This is a genomic window from Paludibaculum fermentans, from assembly GCF_015277775.1.
GTDB classification, from domain to species: domain Bacteria; phylum Acidobacteriota; class Terriglobia; order Bryobacterales; family Bryobacteraceae; genus Paludibaculum; species Paludibaculum fermentans.
Genome location: NZ_CP063849.1, coordinates 3299490 through 3324628, shown reverse-complemented (window position 1 = coordinate 3324628; position 25139 = coordinate 3299490). Strand labels below are relative to the sequence as shown.

General features: G+C 62.2%; 23 protein-coding genes. 10 read left to right on the top strand and 13 right to left on the bottom strand.

The window, feature by feature from the left end:
* Window position 1: 1 nt before the first annotated feature.
* Window positions 2-661 carry a response regulator gene (locus IRI77_RS12960; RefSeq protein WP_194452470.1) on the bottom strand — a complete coding sequence of 220 codons (660 nt, stop codon included), beginning with the start codon at window positions 659-661 and terminating at the stop codon, window positions 2-4.
* Between the two features lie 92 nt (window positions 662-753).
* Here IRI77_RS12960 and IRI77_RS12955 point away from each other — a divergent pair, with 92 nt between their 5' ends.
* On the top strand, window positions 754-1512 hold the full coding sequence (locus IRI77_RS12955; RefSeq protein ID WP_194452469.1) for a class I SAM-dependent methyltransferase: 759 nt from the start codon (window positions 754-756) through the stop codon (window positions 1510-1512).
* A 352-nt stretch (window positions 1513-1864) separates the two neighbouring features.
* Window positions 1865-2638 carry a hypothetical protein gene (locus IRI77_RS12950; protein ID WP_194452468.1) on the top strand — a complete coding sequence of 258 codons (774 nt, stop codon included), beginning with the start codon at window positions 1865-1867 and terminating at the stop codon, window positions 2636-2638.
* Between the two features lie 177 nt (window positions 2639-2815).
* On the opposite strand, the gene IRI77_RS12945 is transcribed toward IRI77_RS12950, so the two are convergent.
* The 4 genes from IRI77_RS12945 to hpnH all read right to left on the bottom strand — a co-directional run bounded on the left by IRI77_RS12945 (window position 2816) and on the right by hpnH (window position 4849).
* Window positions 2816-3070 carry a BrnA antitoxin family protein gene (locus IRI77_RS12945; protein WP_194452467.1) on the bottom strand — a complete coding sequence of 85 codons (255 nt, stop codon included), beginning with the start codon at window positions 3068-3070 and terminating at the stop codon, window positions 2816-2818.
* Window positions 3054-3335, bottom strand: coding sequence for a BrnT family toxin (locus IRI77_RS12940; protein WP_228486718.1), 282 nt, complete (start codon window positions 3333-3335; stop codon window positions 3054-3056). The genes IRI77_RS12945 and IRI77_RS12940 overlap by 17 nt, the downstream gene beginning before the upstream one ends.
* Before the next feature lie 66 nt (window positions 3336-3401).
* Window positions 3402-3731: a hypothetical protein gene (locus tag IRI77_RS12935; RefSeq protein WP_228486717.1), complete on the bottom strand. Its 330-nt coding sequence runs from the start codon at window positions 3729-3731 to the stop codon at window positions 3402-3404.
* Window positions 3732-3754: 23 nt separating this feature from the next.
* Complete coding sequence (hpnH, locus tag IRI77_RS12930) at window positions 3755-4849, bottom strand: adenosyl-hopene transferase HpnH (RefSeq protein ID WP_194452465.1); 1095 nt, start codon at window positions 4847-4849, stop codon at window positions 3755-3757.
* An 81-nt stretch (window positions 4850-4930) separates the two neighbouring features.
* Between hpnH and IRI77_RS12925 the strand changes: the two genes are divergently transcribed.
* Complete coding sequence (locus tag IRI77_RS12925; RefSeq protein ID WP_194452464.1) at window positions 4931-5557, top strand: TetR/AcrR family transcriptional regulator; 627 nt, start codon at window positions 4931-4933, stop codon at window positions 5555-5557.
* Window positions 5558-5619: 62 nt separating this feature from the next.
* On the opposite strand, the gene IRI77_RS12920 is transcribed toward IRI77_RS12925, so the two are convergent.
* Window positions 5620-7761: a carboxypeptidase-like regulatory domain-containing protein gene (locus IRI77_RS12920; protein WP_194452463.1), complete on the bottom strand. Its 2142-nt coding sequence runs from the start codon at window positions 7759-7761 to the stop codon at window positions 5620-5622.
* 118 nt (window positions 7762-7879) lie between these two features.
* Complete coding sequence (locus tag IRI77_RS12915; protein ID WP_194452462.1) at window positions 7880-8122, bottom strand: hypothetical protein; 243 nt, start codon at window positions 8120-8122, stop codon at window positions 7880-7882.
* A gap of 567 nt (window positions 8123-8689) precedes the next feature.
* Here IRI77_RS12915 and IRI77_RS12910 point away from each other — a divergent pair.
* Both IRI77_RS12910 and IRI77_RS12905 read left to right on the top strand, forming a co-directional pair.
* A complete protein-coding gene (locus IRI77_RS12910; protein ID WP_228486716.1) occupies window positions 8690-9769 on the top strand; it encodes a mannonate dehydratase in 1080 nt (359 codons plus the stop codon).
* A gap of 10 nt (window positions 9770-9779) precedes the next feature.
* Window positions 9780-10199: an iron chaperone gene (locus IRI77_RS12905; RefSeq protein ID WP_194452461.1), complete on the top strand. Its 420-nt coding sequence runs from the start codon at window positions 9780-9782 to the stop codon at window positions 10197-10199.
* A gap of 71 nt (window positions 10200-10270) precedes the next feature.
* Here IRI77_RS12905 and IRI77_RS12900 read toward each other — a convergent pair whose 3' ends face one another.
* Together IRI77_RS12900 and IRI77_RS12895 are read right to left on the bottom strand one after the other, a co-directional pair.
* Entirely contained in the window at window positions 10271-10903 is a 633-nt protein-coding gene (locus tag IRI77_RS12900; protein ID WP_194452460.1) for a hypothetical protein, read from the bottom strand.
* A gap of 66 nt (window positions 10904-10969) precedes the next feature.
* Window positions 10970-13102 carry a hypothetical protein gene (locus IRI77_RS12895; RefSeq protein ID WP_194452459.1) on the bottom strand — a complete coding sequence of 711 codons (2133 nt, stop codon included), beginning with the start codon at window positions 13100-13102 and terminating at the stop codon, window positions 10970-10972.
* Window positions 13103-13265: 163 nt separating this feature from the next.
* On the opposite strand from IRI77_RS12895, the gene IRI77_RS12890 reads away from it, so the two are divergent.
* Complete coding sequence (locus IRI77_RS12890) at window positions 13266-15320, top strand: glutaminase family protein (protein WP_194452458.1); 2055 nt, start codon at window positions 13266-13268, stop codon at window positions 15318-15320.
* A gap of 73 nt (window positions 15321-15393) precedes the next feature.
* Here the strand turns inward: IRI77_RS12890 and IRI77_RS12885 are convergent, their stop codons facing one another.
* The gene (locus tag IRI77_RS12885; protein WP_194452457.1) at window positions 15394-17715 is read right to left on the bottom strand and encodes a tetratricopeptide repeat protein; all 2322 of its coding nucleotides are present in this window, start codon (window positions 17713-17715) and stop codon (window positions 15394-15396) included.
* Between the two features lie 122 nt (window positions 17716-17837).
* On the opposite strand from IRI77_RS12885, the gene IRI77_RS12880 reads away from it, so the two are divergent.
* The 3 genes from IRI77_RS12880 to IRI77_RS12870 all read left to right on the top strand — a co-directional run bounded on the left by IRI77_RS12880 (window position 17838) and on the right by IRI77_RS12870 (window position 22058).
* Window positions 17838-19457 carry an alpha-L-fucosidase gene (locus tag IRI77_RS12880; protein ID WP_194452456.1) on the top strand — a complete coding sequence of 540 codons (1620 nt, stop codon included), beginning with the start codon at window positions 17838-17840 and terminating at the stop codon, window positions 19455-19457.
* Between the two features lie 12 nt (window positions 19458-19469).
* Window positions 19470-20960, top strand: coding sequence for an alpha-L-fucosidase (locus IRI77_RS12875; RefSeq protein ID WP_194452455.1), 1491 nt, complete (start codon window positions 19470-19472; stop codon window positions 20958-20960).
* A gap of 345 nt (window positions 20961-21305) precedes the next feature.
* Entirely contained in the window at window positions 21306-22058 is a 753-nt protein-coding gene (locus IRI77_RS12870; protein ID WP_194452454.1) for a hypothetical protein, read from the top strand.
* Between the two features lie 35 nt (window positions 22059-22093).
* Here IRI77_RS12870 and IRI77_RS12865 read toward each other — a convergent pair whose 3' ends face one another.
* The 3 genes from IRI77_RS12865 to IRI77_RS12855 form a co-directional block, all read right to left on the bottom strand.
* The gene (locus IRI77_RS12865; protein ID WP_194452453.1) at window positions 22094-22783 is read right to left on the bottom strand and encodes a hypothetical protein; all 690 of its coding nucleotides are present in this window, start codon (window positions 22781-22783) and stop codon (window positions 22094-22096) included.
* A gap of 754 nt (window positions 22784-23537) precedes the next feature.
* The gene (locus tag IRI77_RS12860; RefSeq protein WP_194452452.1) at window positions 23538-23819 is read right to left on the bottom strand and encodes a helix-turn-helix domain-containing protein; all 282 of its coding nucleotides are present in this window, start codon (window positions 23817-23819) and stop codon (window positions 23538-23540) included.
* Window positions 23820-23922: 103 nt separating this feature from the next.
* A complete protein-coding gene (locus IRI77_RS12855; RefSeq protein WP_194452451.1) occupies window positions 23923-24357 on the bottom strand; it encodes a type II toxin-antitoxin system HicB family antitoxin in 435 nt (144 codons plus the stop codon).
* A 425-nt stretch (window positions 24358-24782) separates the two neighbouring features.
* On the opposite strand from IRI77_RS12855, the gene IRI77_RS12850 reads away from it, so the two are divergent.
* Window positions 24783-25130, top strand: a complete 348-nt coding sequence (locus tag IRI77_RS12850; protein WP_194452450.1) for a YciI family protein — start codon at window positions 24783-24785, stop codon at window positions 25128-25130.
* The last annotated feature ends 9 nt before the right edge of the window (window positions 25131-25139 follow it).

Genomic DNA, 25139 nt, shown 5'->3' with positions numbered 1-25139 from the left:
GTTAAACGGCTCCGATGCGGTAGCCGAGTCCGCGAACCGTTTCGACGCAGGCGGGCCCGAGCTTGCGGCGGAGGCGGGCGATGAAGACTTCGACGGTGTTGGAGTCGCGGTCGAAGTCCTGGGCGTAGATGTGATCGATGAGTTCGGTGCGGGGGACGACTCGGTCGCGGTGATGCAGCAGGTAAGACAGGATGCGGAACTCGTAGCTGGTGAGTTTGACGGGGTCTCCGGCGAGGGTGACGCGAGCGGTGCGGACGTCGAGGGTGAGGGCTCCGGAGTGGAGTTCGACGGAGGCGGCTCCGGTGGCGCGGCGGATGAGGGCGCGGACGCGGGCGAGCACCTCTTCGATGCGGAAGGGCTTGGCGACGTAGTCGTCGGCTCCGCTGTCGATGCCTTCCACTTTCTCGTGCCAGCTTCCGCGAGCGGTGAGGATGAGGACGGGCCAGCGGAGGCCAGCGCCGCGCCAACGGCGGAGGAGGGTGAGTCCGTCGATCCTGGGGATGCCGAGATCGAGCAGGACGACGTCATAGTCGCCGGAGTAGGCCAGGAAGTCGGCGCGCTCGCCGTCGGCGGCCGTGTCGACGGCGTAGCCGGCCTGGGTCAGTTCCTTTGCCAACCGCTCGGCGATCAGCGTTTCGTCCTCGACAATCAGAACTCGCAATCCCCCTGTTATAACCCAGGCAGATGAACGGCACCTGAACAAGCTGTTCAGCATCCGTTCAGGTAGACGGGTGGATGATGGGTTCTACCGATATGCACGCATCTCTCGATTTTGGATACCCGTGGTGGCTGAGCTACGGACATTTGGCCTTGGCCGCGTCGGCCGGAGCCGTTTTCCTGCTGGGGTTTCTCAGGAAGTGGTCGAAGTGGCTGCTGCTCGTCCTGGGGGTGTTCGCGCTTTGGGCGGCGAGTGTCTTTCTGATGGTCCGTTTTGGGGTGAACATCGATTCCGTGGCTCCGCTGCCGACCGAGAATTTTCTGCGGGCCGGGGCAGGGAAGGTGTTGGACTTGGGGGCGGGGACGGGGCGGTCAACCATCATGGTTTTGACCTCGCGTCCGAAGGCGACGGTCGTGGCGCTGGATTTGTTTGGGGCGTCGTTTGACCAGCACTTCGGGCATACGCATTCGCCGGAAGAGATCCTGGAGGGGAATCTACGGGTGGCCGGGGTAGAGCAGCGGGCTCGAATTGTGAAGGGCGACATGCGGAAGCTGCCGTTCGAGGATGCGAGCTTCGACGGGATCATTACCTGCTATGCGATTGATCATCTGGGGCGGGATGGGATCAAGGAGAGCCTGGCGGAATCGTACCGGGTTTTGAAGCCGGGCGGGGAGTTCCTGATGATGATTATTAACGGGCGGGATCCGTGGCTGCGGTATGCGTTTGGGCCGCTGCTGGCGCATGGCGGATTCCGCGGGAAAGAGTGGTGGGCGGAGCGGGTGAAGGAGTCCGGGCTGCAGGTGGTGGAGTCGGGGACGGTCCGGGCATCGTTCTATCTGGTGGGGCGGAGGTAGGGGGGGGGATTCTATCCGTCACGGCGTTGCGACTGCAGTTTTCGTTATTAGTTCAGGACGATCTCCCGTGGTGCGATAATCATGCATTCGGGGGCTGAGGGCAGGACATTAAGCCCAAGATCGAGCGGGAGAAGGTTAAACATGAATGCAGCTGCTTACGTCAAATATGAGTCGTCGTGGACGGCGAAGTTGTGCCCACATTGCGGGAAGGGGTTGGCCACAGCCCACGGATGGCTATTTCGGGAGCCTCCGCCGACATCGGGCCTCCCCGACGCGCGGAAACCGTTCGACGAAGTGTTTATTCACGAAGATGGAGATGAGTGTGTGAGAGTATCGTCCTCGGAGAAATGACGTGGGCCAGATTGTCATTAGCGTTGCAGGAGCAGTTCTCGTCGTATTTGTGCTGGTCTGGCTACGCGGTCGTGGTGGCTCCATCTCCAATAAACGAGAACTTGCGATGAGGGTCTGGGCTGCCGTTGGGCCACACGAATCGGCCGAAGAGGCCGAGGACGCCCTTTCCATAACCGTACGGGACGTTTTCGGCGCGTCGGGCGTCACCGAGCACGCGTCCTGGATAAAAGGGCATGTTGACAACTTCCGAATGTGGGAACAGTCTGGCACGCTTCAGCTGAATATTGAGTCCATGCGCCGCACATTCGCCGCCTCAGGGGCCGGGCCCGATTTCGAGGCGGCTTGTGCCAGGTTCCATGAGGAATCGACGGCAGAAGCTCTGCGCCTGCTGGACGAGCTCACGGCCGATCCCGGAATGGAGAAAGTGAAGCCTGCTATGCGTGCACTGCTCGATCGTTCGATTCCTCCAGTCCAGATTCAGGAGCAATTGGAAGCGAACAAGAAACAGGCCGCTGAGCGCGTCGTCATAAGCGTTGGGGAAAATCTCCTCCGCTCGCCTTCGCAGGAAGCCGTCCTACTGCGGAAGTTCTTGGAGGAGCTCAGCCGCGGGCAGAATAGTGAGGCAATTACCACGCCAGAAGCCTGCGGCCTGCTGTATCTGAATTGTTTCAATTTCGCATGCACCAACCCCGACACAGAATTCGCACGCGTGTTTAACGCGCTCGACAAACAATGGAAGGTGGCCTTCGCAAACGATCAGGTAAGTCCATCCTAGCAGCAGGGCAATGCACCATAGGAGGCCTTGCGGGGCCCTTGATTGCTCAGGCGGTGGCTGCGCAAAACAGCTCGGCGGCTTGGGTCGGGCTTTGTATGACAGGCTGGCGAATCGGCGGCACGAAAGGACCACACGCAGCTGAAGCTCCTGCCCGGCAGTTGAATCAAGCTGCGCCCGTTACCCGGTGCGCCTGAGCTCATCCCGAATCACTCGCCGCAGGGTCGACTCCAGGGACTCCTGTTTCCGGTGCATGAAACTGCGCAACGCCTCGTTGATGAGTGTTTGGTAGTTTCCACTGCCCGCGTCATCTACCTGCTGGCGAAACCAGTCCAGAACGTCATCATCCAGGCGGATCGTGACCCGGGTCTTGCCTGGCGGCACCTTCAGCACTGGTCCGCGCTGGCCCTTGCTGAAGTCATATTCTTTCTTCATATTGATGCACCTCTCTCAGAGTTGCAGGGCGGGCCGAAATCAATCGCACCCGATCATTGCGCCACGTGTATACCACCACGAGAATGCGACCCAGTGAATCCATACCAATGGTTACCCAGCGCTCTTCGTCCGCACCTTCGTCGCTGATAGACATCGCCATCACATCCTCGAGGGCGGTCACCGCATCGGCGAAGTGAACCCGGTGTTTGCGGAGATTCGCCCGTGCTTTCGAAGGATCCCATTCGGCTTCCACTTTGTGTACCATTGTACACCGAGTCAGCTCGTGCGTCTGAAAAGGCGCACTTGTGCCGTCTCAAGGGTTTCGGCGTGGTCAGTCCAGGCTTTCCGGCTTAATCTCGATATTCTTCTCGCCGGCAGCCTTCTTTTCGTAATACTTCCGGACCCAGGCTTCCCAGCTTTTGCCGGCCGCTGTGTCACGGCCGCTGAAGGTCAGGGCTGCGATTTCGGCGTAAGGGATCGAGACCCGATCCCGGGCATCCTTCGGGATCACTCTCACTACCGAATCCGCCAGCGTCTTGCCGGTGCGGCGGTCGAAGATGTAGCCCTCCAGCACCGCACCGTCGCGACGGGTGATGGTGACGTCACCCCGGTAGTCAAAGGCCTGCTCGAGACCTTCCAGGACCTCTGCTTCCGTGGCCATCGGCCATTCCGTGCCCTGGACGCTCACTTTCCACCGCCGATCTGCACCAGTTCGTGCTTCGCCGGGGCCGGTTTCGCCAGGTCCGCCAGCGCCTGAGGGTTGGCGTACGAAGAGGAGAAGGTCGCCTTGACCGTGCTCCAGAAGCCTTGCCAGGTGTGGAACGTGTCGTGCACCGCCGACGCTTCGTAGCCGCTGTGCACCATGCAGTTGGCGCACTTGGGATTGCCCGATTCCGTACCGTACTTCTCCCACTGCGTCGATTCCATCAGTTCGGCAAACGTGTCGGCGTAGCCGTCCTGCAGGAGGTAGCAGGGCTTCTGCCAGCCGAACAGGTTGTAAGTCGGCATGCCCCACGGGGTACAGGAGTATTCGCGCAGGCCCATCAGGTATTCCAGGAAGAGCGGCGACTGGTTGAAGACCCAGCGGTTCTTGCGATTGGACAGGAAGGTCCTGAAGAGCGAGCGGGTGCTGTCCTTGCCCAGGAAATGCTGCTGGTCGGGCGCCTTGTCGTAGGAGTAGCCGGGCGAGAGCATCATGCCCTCGACGCCCAGGTCCATCATTTCGTCGAAGAAGCCGCGGACGCTGTTCGGATCGGCGCCATCGAACAGGGTCGTGTTGGTGGTGACGCGGAAGCCGCGCTTCACCGCTTCGCGGATGCCTTCGGCGGCGAGTTCGTAGCCACCCTCTTTGCAGACCGAGAAATCGTGATGTTCCTTCTGGCCGTCCATGTGGACGGAAAAGGTCAGATACTTGCTCGGGGTGAAGAGATCTATCTTTTCCTTCAGGAGCAGGGCGTTGGTGCAGAGATAGATGTACTTCTTACGGGCCACCAGGCCGGCGACGATCTCGGCAATCTGGGGGTGCATCAGCGGTTCGCCACCGGGGATGGAGACCATCGGGGCTCCGCACTCGTCGACGGCCTTAAAGCACTCTTCCGGGGTGAGTTGCGACTTCAGGATGTGGGCCGGGTACTGGATTTTGCCGCAGCCGGCACAGGCCAGGTTGCAGCGAAAGAGCGGCTCGAGCATGAGCACGAGGGGGTACTGGCGGCGCCCCTGGATGCGCTGTTTCAGCACGTAGGTGGCGACGGTCCACATCTGGGAAATCGGTACGGGCATAGGTTAGTCGGCCTCTGATCGCGAACGCGAACTCTCTTTCGCGTTTTACCAGGAAAGCTGGCATACTGTCAATGAGTCTTTATGTCCGGCCCGATTTCCAACGATCCGCCCGCGGTACAAGTTCGACGGCGTCCGGTGCAGGAACGCAGCACCGACACGGTGAATCACATCCTGTCCTCGGCTTCGGCGCTGCTGACCAAAGTGCCGTTGGAAGAGATCACGACCAGCCGGATCGCGGCCGAGGCGGGTATCTCGATTGGCGGGTTGTACCGCTTCTTTCCGGACAAGCAGACGATTCTGGACGCGATCGCGGTCCGGCACATGGACGACTTCCGGTCCAGTTTGGTGGGGGCGGTGGCGAAGTCGGTCCTTTCCGACGGGCCGGGGTTTCTCAACCGGGTGATTGATGCCTACATCGCATATCTCGACGCGCATCCCGACTTCCGCACCCTGGCCCTGGGCCGGCACATCAGCGCCGTGACGCGGCAGGTGCAGGCGGGTCCGGACGCGGGTCCGGCGAGCCTGGTGAAGTGGTTCATTATGTGGCGGTTAGGGGTGAAGGAGCCAGCGCTGCTCGATTTGAAGCTGCGGATTGCGATTGAGGCGGGGGAGCGGCTGATCGGGTACGCCTATGAGCAGCCAACGCAGGAAGAGCGGGCGGCGGTTCTGTCCGAGCTGAAGGGTCTGTTGGCGGCCTACCTCTTCTAAGCAAAAGGGGGCCGGACACGCCCTGTGGGAAGCGTGCCCGGCCCTGTTAGCACCAGCTTGCGCTACACCGTTACGGTGAACGAGTAGTGCATCTGGTTGAAATAGCTCAGGTGGCCGTCGCAATTGGCGATATTGCGTTTCCAAACCGTGAGCTCAAGCAGATAGCAGCAGGTCTTGGGGAAGACCAATGACGCGTCGTTGACGTGGAGCCGCATGGTGCCACCCTTCCAGGTGGGCCGGACGGCGGATTGCGGAGCCGCGATAGCATTTGCGTAGTCGGGGCCCTGCGGACCACCTACGAGAGGCGTCAGGCTGAAGGCTCCGACGTCGGCCACGCTGAGCAGGTTCTTGATCGAACCCAGGTCGTACTTGACCACCAGGTCGTAGTGGTCGAGGTGGCCGTCGGGATCGGTGACGAAGAAATCGATCTCGAGCGGAACTCCGTGCTGGAGCTGTTGGGCTCCGCAGGGCAGCACCGCGGCGCCGCCAATGCGGACCGAGTTGATGCCGCAATCGGGCTCGGTGGTATCGACGTGGACGGTGTTCGGCACTTGCGGACCGACGACGCGGTTGTCGAGCCGCAGCGTGAGCAGATTGTTCTCGGCGTGGCCGCCGCAGCCGTCCATCACCTTGCGCGTGGCGAGATCGGGGTTGCCGGCGGCATCGGCCCGGTAGCCGATGACCCGGAAGTCGTAGGCTCCGTCGGAGAAGAAGCCCTTGGTCTGAATGTTCGCCATCACGTTGATGTTGTTCGACCAGACCCGGCCCGCGATGGCGTTCCCCCAGGCGGCGGGGTGGGTGAGTTCGTAGTGGTGGCGGCTCTCGTAGACGTGGATTCCGCCGAAGTCGATCACCGGGAAGGTGGGGAAGACGAACTGGTTCGGCCACGGAAGAGTGGCATCAAAGTAGCCGCGCCAGAGGTCGATCAGGCTACCCGCGGGTACGGGCGCCCAGGCGGCGGAGCCGTGCGGCGTGGACTCGATCTCGTAGAAGTCGGCTTGCGCGGAGCTTCCGAAGAGTCCGTAGAAGCTGACCGACTCCGAGAAGGGACGGTCGCGGCCGCCGGGATCGAAGTAGCCGGCGGTGACCCCCGTCTTGCCGATGGTGGTGACGGGGATGCCGGGGTCGCCGCAGACGCTGGTGAAGAGCGAGCAGTCGCCTTCCGGTTGGCCGTCGTCGTGAGGCAGGCAGCAGGCCTGGCTGTTGGCGACGAGGGTCACGTTGAGGTTGGTGGGGATGTCCCAGCGGGTCTGGAAGACGTTCTCAGCGAAGACCACCTTGGCCGGACCGCTGCCGCAGGGCTGCGTGACGCGGAAGATGATGTCCGGATTGCAGTCAAACCAGGGGTTCCAGGGCCACCAGGGCCAGATGCGGAGCTTTTCGAGCTCCGGCACATGCGGCAGGATGGAGACCAGCTTGTCGCGCACGGCGGGGATGGTGCTGGGGTCCAGAACCTTCGAGGCCAGCAGGCCGGGATTCAGCACGGGGCCGGCGACGGTCGGCCGGGTCGGCGTCAGCGGGCCGAGCGGCGGCAATGGCTGGGGATTCAGCGACGCGATGTCGAGGCGCGGGATGGGGTCCGGTTCCGGGAAGCGGATGGCCGGGTTCAACTTGAGGACAGGGCGGATCTTCTCAATGAGATCGTCGTCCAGGCGCCATTGACGCAGCCGCCACCACCACCAGGGCCACCAGCCGCAGCACCAGCGGAAGCTGATGGTGAAGTTGCCGGCTCCGTCGGTGACGGCCGCGGGTCCAACCTGTTGGCTGGACGACCACCACCAGAAGAAGTCGACGTCGTAGGCGCGGACTTCCGCTCCGGGGACCGGGCTGCCGTCGGCGCAAACGACGCGGCCGTGGATGGTGAACGTGCGGCACCAGCGCAGCCACCAGATCCACCATTGCGGGGTGATGACCAGCGCTGGAATGGCGAGGGTGTCCGCATTCGCCCACTGCGTGGGGGACACCTTGCTGGTGAGGGTCTGCAGGTGGAAGATGTCTTCGTCGCTGGCGGTGGCCGGGCCGATGGCGATGTTCAGCGTCTGCTTGGGGTCGACGTCGAGCTTTACCTCTCCCTTGCCTGCGTCCAACGCGATGACCTGGGACTTGATGCCCTTCCTGTCCTGAACGGCGACTTTTACCTTTTGCTGCTTGCGATCGGCGTCGGCGATCTGCGACGCATCGATGGGGATCCTGAGTGTACTCACGGTCTTGTGCCTCCGGAAAAGTAGTTTGTTTTGTTATTTGTTTTTTTGTTGACACACGAATAGCGCGAGCGGCATCGCGCCTTCATTGACTGTTTCGATTGCTCTGAATCGAGCGGAGCTAGCGCACGAGTCTGAGACCAGGCACGGAGACGAGCGAGGGCGCGTCGGAACCGTGGACGTCGACCCGTCCCACGCCTCCTCCGAACCGGTAGACCATGCCTGTGAGCGGTCCAGTGACCACCATTTGACCTTGGCCCGAGTACTCGAATTGCACGGCGCCGGTGCTCCAGTGCCGCGTTTCGCCCGAGGGGCCGGTTTGGGCGGGGCGGGCGGCGGCCCGCTGACTACCGCAACAGGACATGGTGATGTTCCTCCTTTGAGTCGCCAGGCGGATCAGAGTGATCCGGTAAGGGTTCTACGTGCCAGAGAGCAGGTGGCGGGGCGGGGGCAGCCGGGGGTCGGACGGTGGCGCGTTCGATGAGAATCGCGCCACCCGAGAGGCCCAGCCAAAGTAGAGACCGGTCGAGCCAGTTGCTTCCCAGAAACCAGGCGGCCGGTGCTGCCACCCATAGGCTGAGGCAGTAGAAACAGTCCAGCATTCGTCCGAAGAAGCCGTTCCCGAGAGCCCTGCGCAGCCGGGCGAAGAGATCGCCCGGACCGTCCTCCTCGCAGAGCAGATGGGTAACGCGCCAGACTGCCAGGACAGACACGATCAACCAGGTGGGTGGCAGCGCGGCGAGCACGACGTTCTCCGTCCTCCATGGCAATAGTGAGGGACGAGGCGGCTCCGTTTCAGCGCAAGGTGAAAAGATCTCAACTTTGTTTGGCGGGGCGGGGAAGACGATGACGAGCTTCAAGTGGCCATTCCAGGGGACTTGCCCCCGGAGGCCACCGTCTAGTCATATGATTGATCTCGCAGGAGGACGAGATGAGCGAACTGACACGACGCGAACTGGCCATGGCGGGATTGGCCGCGGGGTTGAGTGCGACGGCGGCGGCTGCGAAGCCGCTGGCTCCGCTGACACCGGGTATCAAGATTTCCATGCAGGTGGGCGAGGAAGTGACCGATGACGACCTGGCCTGGATCCGGCAGATGGGCATCGACTACCTCAACGTGCAGACAGGCAAAGGCCGGGCCACCCTGGATAACTTCCAGGCGATCAAGGCGCGGGCCGCGTCGGCCGGCTTGCAGGTGTGGAACATCTCGAACAACGACAATCGGAATATCGAAGAGGTGACGCTGAACCTGCCGGGCCGCGACGCCAAGATCGCCTGGTTGAAGCAGTACATCCGCGACACCGGCAAAGCTGGCATCGGCTACATCACCTACGCGCACATGGCGAACGGCATCTGGTCGAGCGCCACGGAGAAGACGCGCGGGGGTGGGACGGCCCGGGCGTTCCGGCTGGAAACGGCCAAGGGCACCTGGAACGGCAAGACCTACGAGGGGGCGCTGACCCACGGCCGGAAATACTCGAAGGAAGAGCTCTGGGACAACTACACCTATTTCATCCGGGAGATCGCCCCGGTAGCGGAGGAGGCGGGCGTGCGCATCGGGATCCATCCCGACGATCCGCCGGTGCCGGAGCTGGGCGGGATTCCGCGGCATATTTTCGGGACCTATGACGGCTATGTGAAGGCTCTGGAGATCGCGAATTCTCCCAATATCGGCGTGTGCCTGTGCTGCGGGACCTGGATGGAGGGCGGCAAGAGCATGGGCAAGGATGTCTTCGAGGCTGCTCGCGGATTCGCGAAGATGGGCAAGCTGTGGAAGATCCACTTCCGGAATGTGACCGCTCCCCAACCGTACTTCGTCGAGACATACATCGATGGCGGGTACACGGACATGTACAAGCTCATGCGAACCCTGGTGGATGTGGACTTCCGGGGGAACCTGATTGCCGACCACGTGCCTGCAATGAGCGGGGCGCGGCAGTCGGGCTGGGCGTACAGCATGGGGTACATCCGGGCTTTGTACCAGGCGGCTCTGGCGGAGAAGAAGGGATAGGTGGGATCCGATGAAGAAAGCGGCGACAGGGAAGAAAGCGGCGACGGGCGGGTCCGTGGCCAAGGCGGAGGAAGGGCTGGCGGCGGTGGAGGCCTATCTGGCGGCGGTGCCGGAACCGGGCCGCGGCACGCTGGAGAAGATCCGGGCCGTAATCCGGTTAACGGCTCCGGCCGAGGCAACTGAAGCGATCAGCTATGGGATGCCTGCCTTCAAGTACAAAGGCGGGCTGGTAGCCTATGCGGCGTTCAAGAACCACTGCAGCCTGTTTCCGATGAGTCTGGCCGTCATCGCGCAGTTCGAGGATGAGCTGAAGCCGTTCCAGACTTCCAAGGGAACTCTTCAGTTCCCGCTCGACAAGCCGCTGTCCACGGCCCTGGTGAAGAAACTGGTGAAGGCTAAGGTGGCGGAAAACGAGGCCAGGAAGAAATAGAGGCCGGCCGCGGACCAGCGGAGCCGCCGTCCCTTTGGTGAATCGCTGAATCCGGAGTTGCTCTCTCTTGACTACTCGGGAATTCGCCGGCCCATGGCCATAGCTTCGTCGTACTGCGCTTTGTTGGCGTCGATGTACTCCTGGTAGGGGTGCGGCGCCACGGACGCGGCCAGGAAGATCTCCCGCAGGCACTCGTCGATGTCGCCTTCGAAGCCGGCCAGGGAGACGATCTCGGGATGCCTCGGGCGGATGAGCCACTTGCGGCCCATGCGCACGGCCCGGACATAGGCGGGGATGCGGCCTTTGCCGAAAGCAACGGACGAAAGGTCGAAGACGATCTCCACTTTGTTGGGGCCGGTCTCCAGCGATGCCTGGTAGGCGAGGTCCTGATTGAAGAGGACGATGCGCAGGCCGGCGATGCGGGTGGGTTTGTTGCAGCCGGGCAGGGCTTCGCCGCGATGAAGCGAATCCATCAGCGCTTCCAGCTTGCAGTCGAAGTGGAAGGACTCTTCCGCCGCCGGTTCTCGCCGATCACAGGGGCCGAAGACGAAGTGATGCCGGATGGGCGGAGCGCCCTCCTGCGCCGATGGATCGGTGACGATCAGGTCCAGCGAGTAGTCTTCCTTCAACCACCACTGCCAGAGTTCGAGGAGCGTCGAGAGCTCCTGGACCGGCGTGGCTGCGCTGCGTTCTTGTCTTGGCATTCGATTCGAGGGTAGCTCATGTGGAGCCGGGATGGCGGTGCGCCGTCCCGGCCGATGTGCTTCCGCTCAGTTTCCAGCAGCCTTGTATTGGTAGTCGTTGAACTGCCAGGCGCCGTTGATATACGACCACAGCCGGGCGTAGAGCGCCTTGCCGTTGACCGGCACGGTGGCTGTGGCGGACTGGTTCAGATTCTGATCGGCGCCATAGATGTCGTTGTTGCCGACCGAAGTCCCGATGAACAGCCAGTAGCGCTGGACGGCCGTGCCGGCGGTCCAGGTGAAGGTGACACTGGATCCGGTGAGGGTGCTGCCGGGCGCCGGTGCCGTGATGGCGGCCTTGGCGGCCGTGGGGGCGGTGCCGGAGGCTTTGTAGGTGTAATCGTTGTACTGCCAGGCTCCGCCAATGTAGGACCACAGGCGGACGTAGACCGTGCTCGCGTCAGTGGGCAGGCCGGTGACCTGCACGCTCTGGCTCGTGTTCATGTCCTGGCTGAAAATTGAATTGCCACCCTGCCACAGGCCGACGTGCAGGTAGTAATGAGTGACGCCCGACCCGGCGTCCCACTGGAAAGTGACGGCAGACCCGGAAAGCGTCGAACCCTGGGCCGGCGAAGTGATCTGGGCCTTCACGGGGTTCAGCGTGCCGGCAGCCGTCAGAGTGTAGTCGTTGAACTGCCAGACGCCGTCGATGTAAGACCACAGCCGGACGTAGAGCGTGCTGCCGTCGGAGGGCAGGCCGCTGACCGAGGCTTGGACCGAATCCACCATGTCCTGGCTGTAAATCGTGTTGCCGCCCGCCCACTGGCCGATGAACAGGTAGTAGCGATTGACGCCGACACCGGCGGTCCATTGGAAGGTGGCGCTGGAGCCGCTCAGCTTGGACCCGGGCGCGGGTGCGGTCAGGACGGCCTTGGTGGGCGTCGACCCGTTCGGGGAGAAGGCCCGGTACTGGTAGTCGTTCGAGACCCACTGGGAGTTCACATAGGACCAGAGGCGCACGTAGATGGTGCTGCCGCTGGTGGGCAGGCCGGTGACGCTGGCCGACGTGAGATTGCCTTGCGACTGGCTGTAGAGCGTATTGCCGCCCAGCCACGAGCCCACCATCAGCCAGTAGCTTGTGGCGTCCTGGCCGGGGTTCCATTGGAAGGTGGCACTGGTGCCTGTCAACTGGGAACCGGGCGCGGGACTGGTCATCTCGGCCTGCGAGGCGGCCAGGACATGCGTGGAGAGCGCCTGGAACGATTCGCCGACAGAACCTGCCGCGGCGAGTTGGATGGCCGGTTGCGCGATGGCTTCGCCCAGGTCGAGCACGACGCTGGCCATGGAGGCGAGTCGCATCTCCAGGCCGCAGTCGTCACAGGCGATGACCTTGGCCCCAGTAAGGCCGGTCTGCAGGCCCAGCGCCAGCGCTTCTGAGGCGCCGGACTGCGGTCCCTCGGGCGAGTAATAGATCAAAGGCACGCGCGAACTGGATCCGCGCAGCGTGATCATGGCCGAGGCGCCGGCCCAGTTGGCGAACAACGGGCGGCTGGTGTCGTCGCCTTGCTCCAGGATCTCCGCCGGCAGGCCGAGTTCCTTCAAATAGGCTAAGGCGGATTCCCGCCACTTGTCCGCGCCGGAATCGCCGGTGCCGGCGTATTTGTCGAGATTGCGCGCGCCCAGGACTTCCATGCCGCGGGAAGACAGCGATTCCCGGATGGTCATGGCGAGTTCAGCGCTGCGGGCGCCATCCAGGTCGAGCTCGCCGGAGTCGGGGTTGAGGACGACAACGCTGGCGGCGGGTGCATTGTTGTCGGCGGCGGCAGAGGCCCGCCGGACCGGCAACTTCGCCTGGCTCCGAGCGGCCAGGGTATCTCCACGGACATCGCGCAGCGGCGTGCCGTCCACCAGGACGGAAAGCCGGAAGCCCGTGGAATCGGCGGGCAGGGTCGCAATGGAAGCGGCCAGGCGGCGGATGGCGTTGTCGATGGCGGAGGGCCGGCTGAGATCCAGAAGCTGGCGGGAAAGATCGAGCGTAATGCGGTCGCCGTCGATCTGGGCACTGTTCAGTTTGATGGCCGATAGAGTGGGCGATTCGGCCAGGGTGGCGGTGACTGCTGCGCGAACCTGATCGCTGGTCCAAAGGCCGGGTGAGTCCTGCGCCAGCAGGCCGGCGGCACACGCCGCCAGAGTCAGGATACTTCGTGTCAAAGTCCTCATTTGGGCTCCTCCCGGGCAGTGCCGCACTGATGGCGGCTTCCCTACCATTCTGAAGCAAGATCCTTAACAATCCGTAGCAATTTCGACTTCTTTGGTCCTGGTACCCCCATTACCGGGAGGCGTCCGCGCGTGCACTCGCCGAGTGTGAAATGATAACCTCGCCATGCGTATTTTTACTCCGATTCTCTGTCTTCTTACCATCTCCCTGTCGGCTCAGACGCCGCTGCGTCCTCCGGCGACCCCCCTGATCACACACGACCCCTATTTCAGCGTCTGGTCGGCCTCGGATGAGTTGACCGCTCAAAGTACGAAGCATTGGACCGGTAGCGATCAGCCGCTGGGCGGCCTGGCTCGCATCGATGGCAAGGCCTTCCGGTTTATGGGCACGGCTCCGCGGGAAGCGGAGGCGATGAAACAGACAAAGCGCACGGTGACTCCGACTCGGACCGAGTATGAATTCGCGGCCGCAGGTGTGAAGCTGGGACTCACGTTCCTCACTCCGGCGCTCGCTTCTAACCTCGATCTGCTTTCGAGGCCCGTGACGTATGTGACGTGGAGTGTGTCGAGCACGGACGGCGGCCGTCATGCCGTGGAAGTCTATCTGGATGCGACCTCGGCCCTGGCGGTGAATGCGCCGGAGCAGCGGACACAGTGGTCGCGCGTGCGGGCCGATGGCGTGCAGGCGCTCCGCGTGGGCAGCACGCAGCAGGAGATGCTGGCGCGCAGCGGCGACGATCTGCGCATCGAGTGGGGCCATTTCTATCTCGCGCTGCCGGCAGGCTCGAGCGCGGACCTGGCAGTGGGTCTGCCCAGGATGCGGGGCGAGTTTGCGAAGTCGGGCAAGCTGCCGCAGTCGGATGAAGTAGAACAGCCGGGGCGTCCGGCGCGCGATCCCTACGTACTGGCGGCGGCGTGGAGCGTGCCCCAGGTGCAGGCCCAGGAAACGACGGGCTGGGCGATGTTCGCCTATGACGACGTCTACGCCCTGCAGTACTTCCAGCGCAATCTGCGGCCCTACTGGCGGCGGAATGGCATGGGCGTGGCGGAACTGCTGTCGACAGCCGGGCGTGAGTATCCGCGGCTGCTGGCCGACTCGAAGAAATTCGATGAGGAGTTCACCGCGGATCTGGTGAAGGCGGGCGGACCGGAATATGCGGCCATCGCCGTACTGGCCTACCGGCAGGCCCTGGCGGCGCACAAGCTGGTGGCGGATCTCGATGGGACCCCGCTGTTCTTCTCCAAGGAGAACTTCTCGAACGGCTGCATCGGGACCGTCGATGTGACTTACCCCTCGGCGCCGATGTTCCTGTTGCTGAACCCCAAGCTGCACATGGCGCTCATCCGGCCGATTCTGGATTACGGCCTGTTGCCGCGCTGGCGGTGGCCGTTTGCTCCGCACGACCTGGGGCAGTATCCGCTGGCAAACGGTCAGGTGTATGGCGGCGGCGAACGGACGGAAGAGAATCAGATGCCGGTGGAAGAGAGCGGCAACATGCTGATTCTGGTGGCTGCCCAGGCACAGGCGGAAGGCAGCGCCGAGTTTGCGCGGAAATACTGGCCGGTGCTGACGAAGTGGGCCGTCTACCTGCGGGAGAAGGGCCTGGATCCGGAGAACCAGCTTTCCACCGACGATTTCGCGGGGCACCTGGCGCACAACACGAATCTCTCGATCAAGGCGATTGTCGCCTTGGGCGCGTATGCTCAAGTCGCCGAGAAGCTGGGGGATGCCAAGAACGCCAGGGAATTCCGGCAGGCGGCGGAAGAGATGGCTCGCAAGTGGCCGGCGATGGCCAAGGACGGCGACCACTACAAGCTGGCCTTCGACAAGGCAGGCACCTGGAGCCAGAAGTACAACCTGGTCTGGGACAAGCTGCTGGGCCTGAACCTGTTCGATCCGTCGATCGCGCGGACGGAGATCGCCTACTATAAAACGAAGCAGAACATCTACGGGCTGCCGCTGGACAATCGCGAGACCTACACGAAGCTCGACTGGATCGTCTGGACCGCGACGATGACCGAGAAACGCAGCGACTTCGATGCGTTCATCCACCCTGTCTTCCAGATGCTGAACGAGACCAGCAGCCGGGTCCCGATGACCGACTGGTATTGGACCCTCGATGGCAAGCAGCGCGGCTTCCAGGCCCGCAGCGTCGTGGGCGGAGTCATGATTCCGCTGCTGGCGCAGCCGGACGTGTGGAAGAAGTGGAGAACCCGCTAGAGGGTGCCCGATTGATTGGACCTGGTGGGGCGGCCTTTAGCTACATGGGACTTCGGTCCCGCCTCAGGTCCGTTTAGTTTGATTCCCGGTACGCCTGGCCGCTGCGGTAGAGTGCGAGACGAGCCCTCACCGCGGCGGCCATTTCTTTGTCGTTCCGCATCTCGGCCAGCTTAAGCGCCTCGCTCCCGGCGCGGATCGCCTCCTCAAACCGGCCCGCTTCGGCGAAAGCCGCGCCCAGCCCGTCAAGCAGGATCGGGTCGCTGCGATGCGAAAGCTCCGCTGCCTTCTCGGCCAGCGCTACTGCCTCGGCTCCATTCCGCGCGGCCTTGTCAGGACACGTAGCCAGGAGCCACGCCAGGTTGCCCAGCACTGGCAGGCGGCCCGGCTCCAGCCGCATCGCTTCGCGTAGCGTGCTGATGGCTCCGCTGTAATTGCGCTGCATGAGGTAGACTCCGCCCAGGTTGACCAGCGCCTCCATCGACTGCGGATCCAGCTCCAGCGACTGCTGGAACTGCCTGGCCGCTTCGTTGAGCTGCCCCGTCTGCAGCAGCACCAGACCCAGGTTGTTGCGGGCTTCGATGGACTCGGGCTTCGCCTCCAACGCCCGGCGGAACTCGACGGCCGCCGGTTCCAAGCGTCCCTGCCGAAGATAGATGCCCCCGAGATTGGTGCGGGCGCGCGCGTCGGTGGGATCCAACTCCAGGGCATGCTGCCACTCGGCGATGGCGGCCTCACTCTGGCCCTTCTCCGTCAGCTCGAAGGCGAGGTCGTAGAGGCGGTAGAACTCGGCGGCTGGCGCGTCGATATGGTCGAGGCCGCCCTTCGGGATGTTGGCGAACTCCGGAATGTTCACCGCTCGGTTGGCGGCGGTGGAGTTCTCGATCAGGATGGGCGGACTGTCGTTGCCGTTCTCGTCGATGTGCGTGAGGAACATCTGCGTATACGGTGACCGGCTCTTGGACGAGAAGACCATCCACCGGCCGTTGGGTGAGAAGCTGTGCCAGGAGTTCATCAGCTCCGTGTTGCAGTTCATCAGCCGTGCCTCGCCCCCCGCGGCGGGCACGATATAGAGCTTCCCGTCAGGCCGCATCAACTGGCCGTTCCGGCTCTGCACAAAGACCAGCCACCGCCCGTCCGGCGAGACCTTCGGGAAGGAGTTGCTCATGCCATTCCGCGAGGCGCCGGGAATCGGCTCCGCTGTGCCGCCCGCGCCGTTGCGGAAGGGAATGCGGTAGAGGTCGTACTGGATTTGCACCTCGTTCGGGTCGTTCGAATACTCCGCCATCTTCCGGCCCTTTGGATACGATTCCGTGGCTGGGGCACGCACGAAGATGAGCGACTGCCCGTCGGGACTCCACACGGCGTTGGACTGCACGAACCTCGGATCGTCGGCGCCGGGCAAGGCCTGCACCTTGCCATCGGCGCGGTTGTACCAGGCCAGGATGCCGCGCGTCGGATAGAACACCTGCAGGAACCGGTAGTCGGTGAAGTTCGCAACGTAATACTGGACCTCGGTCGTAGTCGCGACATAGCGGCCGTCCGGCGAAACCTGCGACATGAAGCCGATCCTCTTGCCCGGCTCCATCTGCTTCCGGAACGTCTTCCACGAGATCACATCCTCGTTGCGGATCGAGGTCTGCTGACGGACCGGCACGATGGCATAGAGGCCCTTGTCGTTGTGCGGGCCGTCGAGGTCCAGGCCCAGCGTCTTGCCGTCCCGCGAAAACGAGTGGCAGTTGGCGCAGGTGTGCATCCCCGTCAGCACCAGCCGGCTGGCGGGCTCGTCCACAAAGCGCAGCCGCCAGGCGAGATAGGGCAGCAGCTTCGGCTCCAGCGGTTTGATGATGCCCGGCTGCAGTTCCGAGGGCATCAGCGGGACGTCGCGATAGAAGATGGGCGCGCCCACCGGGTCGCGGGAGGTGTGGATCCGGACCGTACCTTGTGCGGCCACAGTAGCCCCGCTGTAGCGCAGGACCGTCAGGGTCGCGGGCTTCTCGACCGAGTGCTGTTGGATCGTCGTCCACGTCGCCGCGTCAGGCTTCCAGGTGCGCAGCGCGGCCTGGTGCGGAGTCAGTTCCGGCAGGCGGTTGGTGTTGGAGACACAGCGCGGGTCGATCTCGCCAAGCCGGATGCGCTCCCCTGCGGCTTTGACCTCGATCGGCGCCGCGCCATCGGCAAAGGTGATCTGGACCTTCCAAGCGCCGGATGCTTCTCCGGCCTCGAACCATTCGATGGAAGGAGCCTCCATGTCAGGCGGGAAGACGGAGCCGTCGCGGGGATACTCGATCCGGATGGTCGAGGCGGCCGCGGGCTGGGCCCCCACACGTGGCTGGGCCGCCAGTGGAGCCAGAAGCAACGCGAGCAGGGCGGGTATGGTTGCCGTGAAGTCCCTCATGGAAGCGGTTTCCTCTACGATACCCGGAACCGGAGCACTAAGAGGGTTACTGGCTGGCTCAGGGGCTCTTTCCATTTCCCTGGTGGACAGGCCCGTTAACGCTAACTATAATGGGCGTGATCATGCGACGCCTGCTGACCGCCCTCCTCCTCTTCACCGGACTCCTGTCGGCTCAACGCGACATTCCACCCGGGTCCCTCAACAAACCCGAACGGCTGGAATGGTTCCGCGACCAGGGCTTCGGCATGTTCATCCACTGGTCGGTGGACAGCCAGACCGGTGTGGTGATCTCGCACTCGCTCGCCGGCGCCGATGAGGCCTATACCAAGCGCTTCTTCGACGACCTGCCCAAGACCTTCAACCCGCGCAAGTTCTACCCCCAGGACTGGGCCGCCCTCGCCAAGTTGGCCGGCATCAAGTACGTCGTCTTCACCACGAAGCACCACTCCGGCTTCACCATGTGGGACACGAAGACCAACGATTTCGGCATCATGCACACGCCGTTCAAGCACGACCTGACGCGTGAAATCCTGGACGCCTTTCGGGGGCAGGGCATTGCCCCCGGCATCTACTTCTCGCCCGACGACTTCTGGTGGCTGTGGAAAAACAAGATCGACATCCAGCGAGGCATCCCTGGTGTGCAGCCCCGCAACAATCCGGGCCTCATGAAGCTGGACTTGGCCCAGATGCAGGAGTTGATGACCAACTATGGACCCATCGACGTGGTCTTCTTCGACGGTGAACCGCAGGAGTTGCGCGACCTGGCCTGGAAGCTCCAGCCGAATACGGTTGTGACTCGCGGCGCCATCCAGACGCCTGAGCTGTACGTCCCCGGCGTCCCGCTGGAAGGCGCGTGGGAAGCCAACTTCACCATGGGCACGGCCTGGCAGTATCAGCCGCAGAACGAGGACTACAAGTCCGGCGGCCGCGTCATCGACATCCTGGTAGAGACACGCGCCAAGGGCGGCAACCTCCTGCTCAATATCGGTCCCAAGCCCGACGGCGAACTCCCCATCGAGCAGGAAGAGCGCCTCCGCGAGGTGGCGCTGTGGATGCAGGTGAATCAGGAGTGCATCTACAATGTCCGCCCCTGGGTGATCACCAACGAGCAGAACATCTGGTTTACCAAGGCGAAGAACGAGGACACGGTCTATGCCGTGGTCAAGCAGGAGCCGCGCTGGGTACGCGCGCAGTGGCGCGACTTCGTCCTGAAGAGCGTGCAGGCCACTCCGCAATCCGTTGTCACCGTGCTCGGTCAGAACGACCGCGTCCTCGAATACCGGCCGGAAGTGAACCCCAAGCCCTCCCTCAAACAGGAATCCGATGGCCTGCACATCCGTGCCATGTTCACCCACCGTCTGCAGGACAACAGCAAGTGGCCCAATCCCATCGTCCTGAAGATCACGAACGTCAAGCCGGCCTTTACGCCGCCCAAGGTGGAGACGAGCAGCGCGAAGTTCGACAAGGCCACGAAGACCGCCACCCTCTCCGGAAACCTGGTGGACCTGGGCAAGGCCCCATCCCTGGAAGTGGGCTTCCAATACCGCAGCATCATCGGCCTGGATGCCAGTGACCGCTCCATCCCCTGGCAGAACGGGCCCTCGCAGACCGTGAGCGCCACCGGCGCCTTCACCCTCACGGTGCCCAACCTGAATCCCGAAGGTGTCTACGAGTTCCGCGCGTACGCCAAGCATCCGGTCCTGACGATCTACGGCGTCGACAAACGCCTGCCCATGAAGTAAGGAAGTATCACCATGCAAGTCAGCCGACGAAACCTGTTGCAGATGGCCGCCGCCGCGCCCGTCCTGGCGCAGGGCGCCAAGCCGGTCTTCGAAGGGCACTTCGAGTCCCTCGCCCAGTACAAGTGCCCGGACTGGTTCCGGAACGGAAAGTTCGGCATCTGGGCCCACTGGGGTCCGCAGTGCGTGCCCAAGACTGGCGACTGGTACGCGCGCAACATGTACATCGAAGGGTCGCCCCAGTACAAGTACCACGTCGAACACTACGGCCATCCGTCCAAGGTCGGCTTCAAGGATATCGTCACGCAGTGGAAGGCCGAGAAGTTCGATCCCGAGGCGCTCATCACGCGCTACAAGGCCGCCGGAGCGCGCTACTTCGTCTCCATGGGTATCCACCACGACAACTTCGACATTTGGAATTCGAAGCATCACAAGTGGAATGCCGCCCAGATGGGCCCGAAGAAGGACATCGTCGGAATGTGGGCCAAAGCCGCGCGCAAAGCCGGCCTGCGCTTCGGCGTGACGGAGCACCTGGAGCGCACCTGGTCCTGGTTCAACGTCAACAAAGGCGCTGACAAGGAAGGGCCTTACAAGGGGGTGCCGTATGATGGCAACGATCCCAAGTACGCCGACTTCTATCTGCCGCCGCACGAAGACAACTCCCGAGCCTTCCCGCTGAATCCGCCGGATTCCTGGAAAAAGGAGTGGCAGGCCCGCATCACCGATCTCATCGATCAGCACGAGCCGGACCTGCTGTATACCGACGGCGGCATCCCGTTCGGAGAAGTGGGCAAATCCCTGGTGGCGCACTTCTACAACCAGAGCATCAAGCGCAATAAGGGCAAGCTGGAAGCGGTGTACAACATCAAGAACGTGCACGACAACGTGCACGGCGAGTTCGATCCGCGCTGCTGCATCTATGATCTGGAACGCGGCTACGCCGACAAGATCCTCGACCTCCCCTGGCAGACCGACACCTGCATCGGCGACTGGTTCTACAAGGCCGGCATGCAATACAAATCGGCGCAGACCGTGGTTCACATGCTGGCCGACATCGTCAGCAAGAACGGCAACCTGCTGCTGAACTTCCCGCTGCTGCCCGACGGCACGCTGGACGCGGAAGAGAGCGCCGTCCTGGACGGCATCACGAAGTGGATGTCCGCGCACGGCGAAGCGATTCACGACACGCGCCCCTGGACGAAGTTTGGAGAAGGTCCGACGCAGGCCTCGGGCGGGATGTTCAGCGAGCGTTCGTTGAAGCAGTACACCGCCCAGGACTTCCGCTTCACGAAGAAGGGCGAAGTGCTCTACGCGATCTGCCTGGGCGTGCCCGCGAAGCAGGCAGTGATCCAGTCGTTAGCCGAGAATGCGCCGCAGAAGGTCCAGCGCGTGGAACTGCTCGGGCGCAAGCAGGCGCTGAAGTTCCAACGCAGCGGGCAGGGCCTGACGGTCGAGATGCCGGAAGGGATGAGCCCGGATCTGGCCGTGGTTTTCAAGGTGAGCTAGAGAGCGCCTGAGCCTCAAGAGACAAGTTGGCGCTGGTCTCCGCTCTCTGAGGAGGTGAGATGCGCCGAACTCCTCGCAGTTTGCACGCGGCGTAGTCATGGTGATGGAGTGCCGATGGACATGGGGAAATTCGCAATGGCGGCTTGGTCCCAACGGATTTGCCTATCGTTAGGTCGCGTCAGGCAGCTGCATTACACGAACCAGTCATCCATCTGGGCCTTGTGTCAGTCCTGGCGCGGCCCAATCATGCTGAGGCGGATTGGCAACTCCACCACTTGGCCGTTCGGGCAATCGTACTAATTTCGCGCTGGTCTACTCGAAACACAGCTTGCTACACTTGTAGATATGCCTGCCGACGCCCATCCCGTTGACGCTCTGGAGCAACTTTTCGCGCTAGAGGACTCCTCGTCATCCCCGGTCAAGGTTGCGATTACGGAGCTTTTGTCGATTGCGCCGCTTCCCTGGCCCTTGGACAAGGTTGTGCAAAAGTTCAAGGCGCACCATAGCGCCGATTCCTCGGACCGAATAGGCATCATGCTAAAGACCTGCATGGATGAAGTTCGTAAGCATGCCGCGGAGCTACAGTTCCTACGGGAGACCGTGTCTGCTGAAGAGGTTGCCAGACGAGAGGCGGCGCTGAAGGATCTGATGCTTGATGCTTCGCGCAAGGCCGAAGCGACGCGTAGTCTTGAACGTGTCAGGCGAATTGGAATGATACTCGCAACGTCAGCCATCGAATCCAAATCCATCAATGAGGACGAAGTCGAGGAGATGATGAGAGTAGCGATGAGCTTGAGTGATGCAGACGTTCTTATTCTAAAGGCTGCTATCCAGCTATTCGATCAGGAAACGACGGCCAAATCGGAGGCGCGCAACAGCATCTCCGCCCGAGCCTGGATGGCCGTGGGGCATCAAACAGGCGGAATCGCCGGAGACGAACTAGCAAGTATCGGCGCTAAGCTTCAGAGCTTTGGCCTTGCATCGCGAATCCAAGGGATGACCGGAGACACTGATTCCTTTGCAATACTGCCACGTGGGCGAAGGTTCATCGCTTACATCGGAACGATTGTTGGCCAACAAGCCTCAGGCGGCCTTTAGTTCTTTCTCCTGCCAAGATCATGCCTGAGTCGGGATCAGCCGAGATTTCGACTGTAAAGCGACGATTGAATCGGATCTATGTCCAGTCCGTAATTTCGAATTTCACGCTGCACTACTTGGCCCATCCATTTTGGAGCAGTTGGCGAGATATGCACTGCGTCGATCAGTGATTGCAGATTGACCTTTAGCCGCAAGGATGGAGGCGAATCTCTAAGTTTACATTTTATGCCAATGAGAAGCCGGAGTTCCTGCTCGTGGCTGAAACTCTTGCGTTTGGCGAATGTCAAGCCGTCTCGACGATTGGGATCCCGGAGTTGAGCGGCAATCTCGTCTTCCTCAAGGTACTCGATACTGCCAAACGACAACTCGCCGATCTCAAATCCCTGCATGCGTTGCGAGACCTCTGGGAGTGCCCTCGTCAGCCGATCAACGCCTGAGCGTACCGCTATCCCAGCGGTGGCGTAAATGCTCCACATCGCGGCCGATTCGAATTGACTCTGGAACCAGCAGTTTACGTACTCCACTCGGAGCCCAAATTGCCGTTTATCCTTGCAAGCCCTGGCCCTGGACAAAGCATGTTCAAAGGGATCCTGTAGGTGGTCAACTCTTGTGAAATGCAACTCGCTAGTTTGAAGCAAGTCCACAAATTTCGCGAAATCGAGGTAGCGCCAGACCGGGCGTTCGGCCGTACTCATTTGCGATGCGCTGGAAGTCTTAGTTTTCATCCCAGAAATGGCCCTCGAAGCATTAGGTCTTCTCGACTCTAGCGGAAAAGGGGATCGCCTGTTACTTCGGCCCTATCTCTATCCTTCTTCCAGGCGACATACCCAGTATTCTACCTTGGGCCGGGATTCACGATCACCGGGGATCTGCCCAGTTCGAGCTCTGGCTCCCAGCCCTTCAGAACGGGGGCGGCCTTACGTGCACCTTCCCAGAACCCACAGAAAGCAAAACACTTACTGCCGCAAGCTCTTCAATATTCGACCCTAAAGCACCCGGTATCCGCTAACCCTCCACCCTTCTCCAAGCCCGGTAACTTCCCGCATTGCCAGAACTTAGCGGATTCCACGACCTCCGCCCTCAGCCTACTCCGTACTCCGAAGTACACAATTAATCAATCGAAACGGCCACTGGGACGGGTCAGCCCGGGCCCAGGAGAAGGCACCCAGGGAAGGGAGGTTGGAAACGCGCCGTTCAGCCCTGCCCACCGCTTGCGATTAGCGGTCCACCGGCCACGCGAACTCCAAAGCACGCATTCAATCAAATGGAAGCCCACTGGGACGGGCCGCCCTCCGGCAGACCGAGAGCGGCAGTCTGTGATGCAAGGGACCGGGCGGAGTCCATCTGGATGAGTAAATAATTGGTTTCCTGAGGCGAAAAGCAGTGACGGGTGTGCAGTCCACTCAGGAACAGAAACGAGTGCTTTCGAACTGGTCGCGTGTCTGGCCCCATTTCCGCCGGCTTACCGTAGCGGCGAGGCTAGGCGGTCTCCAGCACGTGCATTTCGATCCGCAAGCCCGCAGCAGTCGCCATGTTCACCAGCGCATCCAGGGCGAACAAGTTGATCTTGCCACGCATCAGGTCGGAGACGCGCGGCTCCGTGACGCCGAAAAGTTGGGCCGCTTGCACCTGACTCATCCCAGTACGGCTGATGTGATCCTTCAGGGAGATCATCAGGACCGAGCGCAGTTTCACGTTGGCAGCCTGCTCGGGCGTGTCTTCGATTGCGTCCCACACATTGGTAAAAACTTGCTTAGTCATTGCCCTAGCTCCTTCAACAACTCGCGTTAACGTTTGGCGGCATGCAGCATACGAGATGTTGTATCTCTGGCAATCCGCCGGCCCCGGCAGGTCACATTTCGCCTCACGCGGCGTCGCGGACTTCAACCGCCAACTGCTTCCCAAGAACCGCGAGGGCGGCCTGGATCTTCTCGGACTTGGTGGCGTGTTCCGGATCGAGCATGCGGCGGATCACTCGCTCGTGGAGTCCCAGCCGACGCGCCAACTCGGAGTTGCTGACACCCTGATCGCGCATAGCCAGGTAGAGCGCCAGCTTCGGCGCCAGCCAGAGCGGCACCGGCACCAGGCGCTGTTTCCGCTTGGGTGCTGATGGCGTTGGGATCTCCTCCCGGCGGGACAAGCGGATCGAGAGATCGGAGCCGAGAGCGTCCATGGCTTCTTCCATCGCCTCACGGTCGTCCTTGCCGTCTGTCGCGACGCGGGCAAGGTCGACAAACTCGACCAGAACGCGGCCATCACTGCCGGCCGTGAACTTCGCCGGATACCTGAATAGGGACACGTCCTTACCTCCTACAGGTCATGCGGGTCGATCTTCAAATCCGCGCACATCTTGGCCAGCAGGTCGCGGCCAATCTCTTTCTTGCGGCCTTGAGAGTCGTGAACTCGTCGCCCACGTAGAGGCGGCCGTGGCTCCCCTTTCCCTTGTCGGCCACGGACTGGCAATTGAGGTTCCGGTTCCGCGCCAGCTACCGCACGCGCCGCTGAAAGTCACTGCCTTTCACGATTTCAGTCTCGGACAGTTCTGTCCGAGTGTCAAACGTCCGGTTGCGCGGCGTCATGCACCGGCCTGGGCAATAGCCCCCCCACCCGCAACCTCCATCCAAAAACTTCTCCAACCCCCCGGTAGAAATCCCCATCCCCCACTCGTCGTTATAGTGAAGGCGGGGCACCTAGCCCAGCTGAAAACCACCTCAGGAGAAGACAATGCCGCAATACTTGGTTGCTGGGTACCTCCCCGACGACTTCGACCCGTCCACCGTCGACGAAGCGATGATCAATGACATCCACGCGCTCAACAAGGAGATGATCGCTGCCGGCGTCAGGAAATTCGCCTGTGGCCTCGGAGCCACCAAGTCGCTGCGTGCGCAGGCCGGCGGCGAAATCCTCGTCACGGACGGGCCCTACCTGGAGGCCAAGGAACACATCGGCGGCCTCTGGATCCTGGAATGCGCCGACATGGACGAGGCGGTGGCCTGGGCGCGCAAAGGTCTCGTCGCCACTCGCGGCCAGGTCGAGGTCCGCGAGATCTTCTTCATGCCTGCCCCCGAATAGGACGCCCCT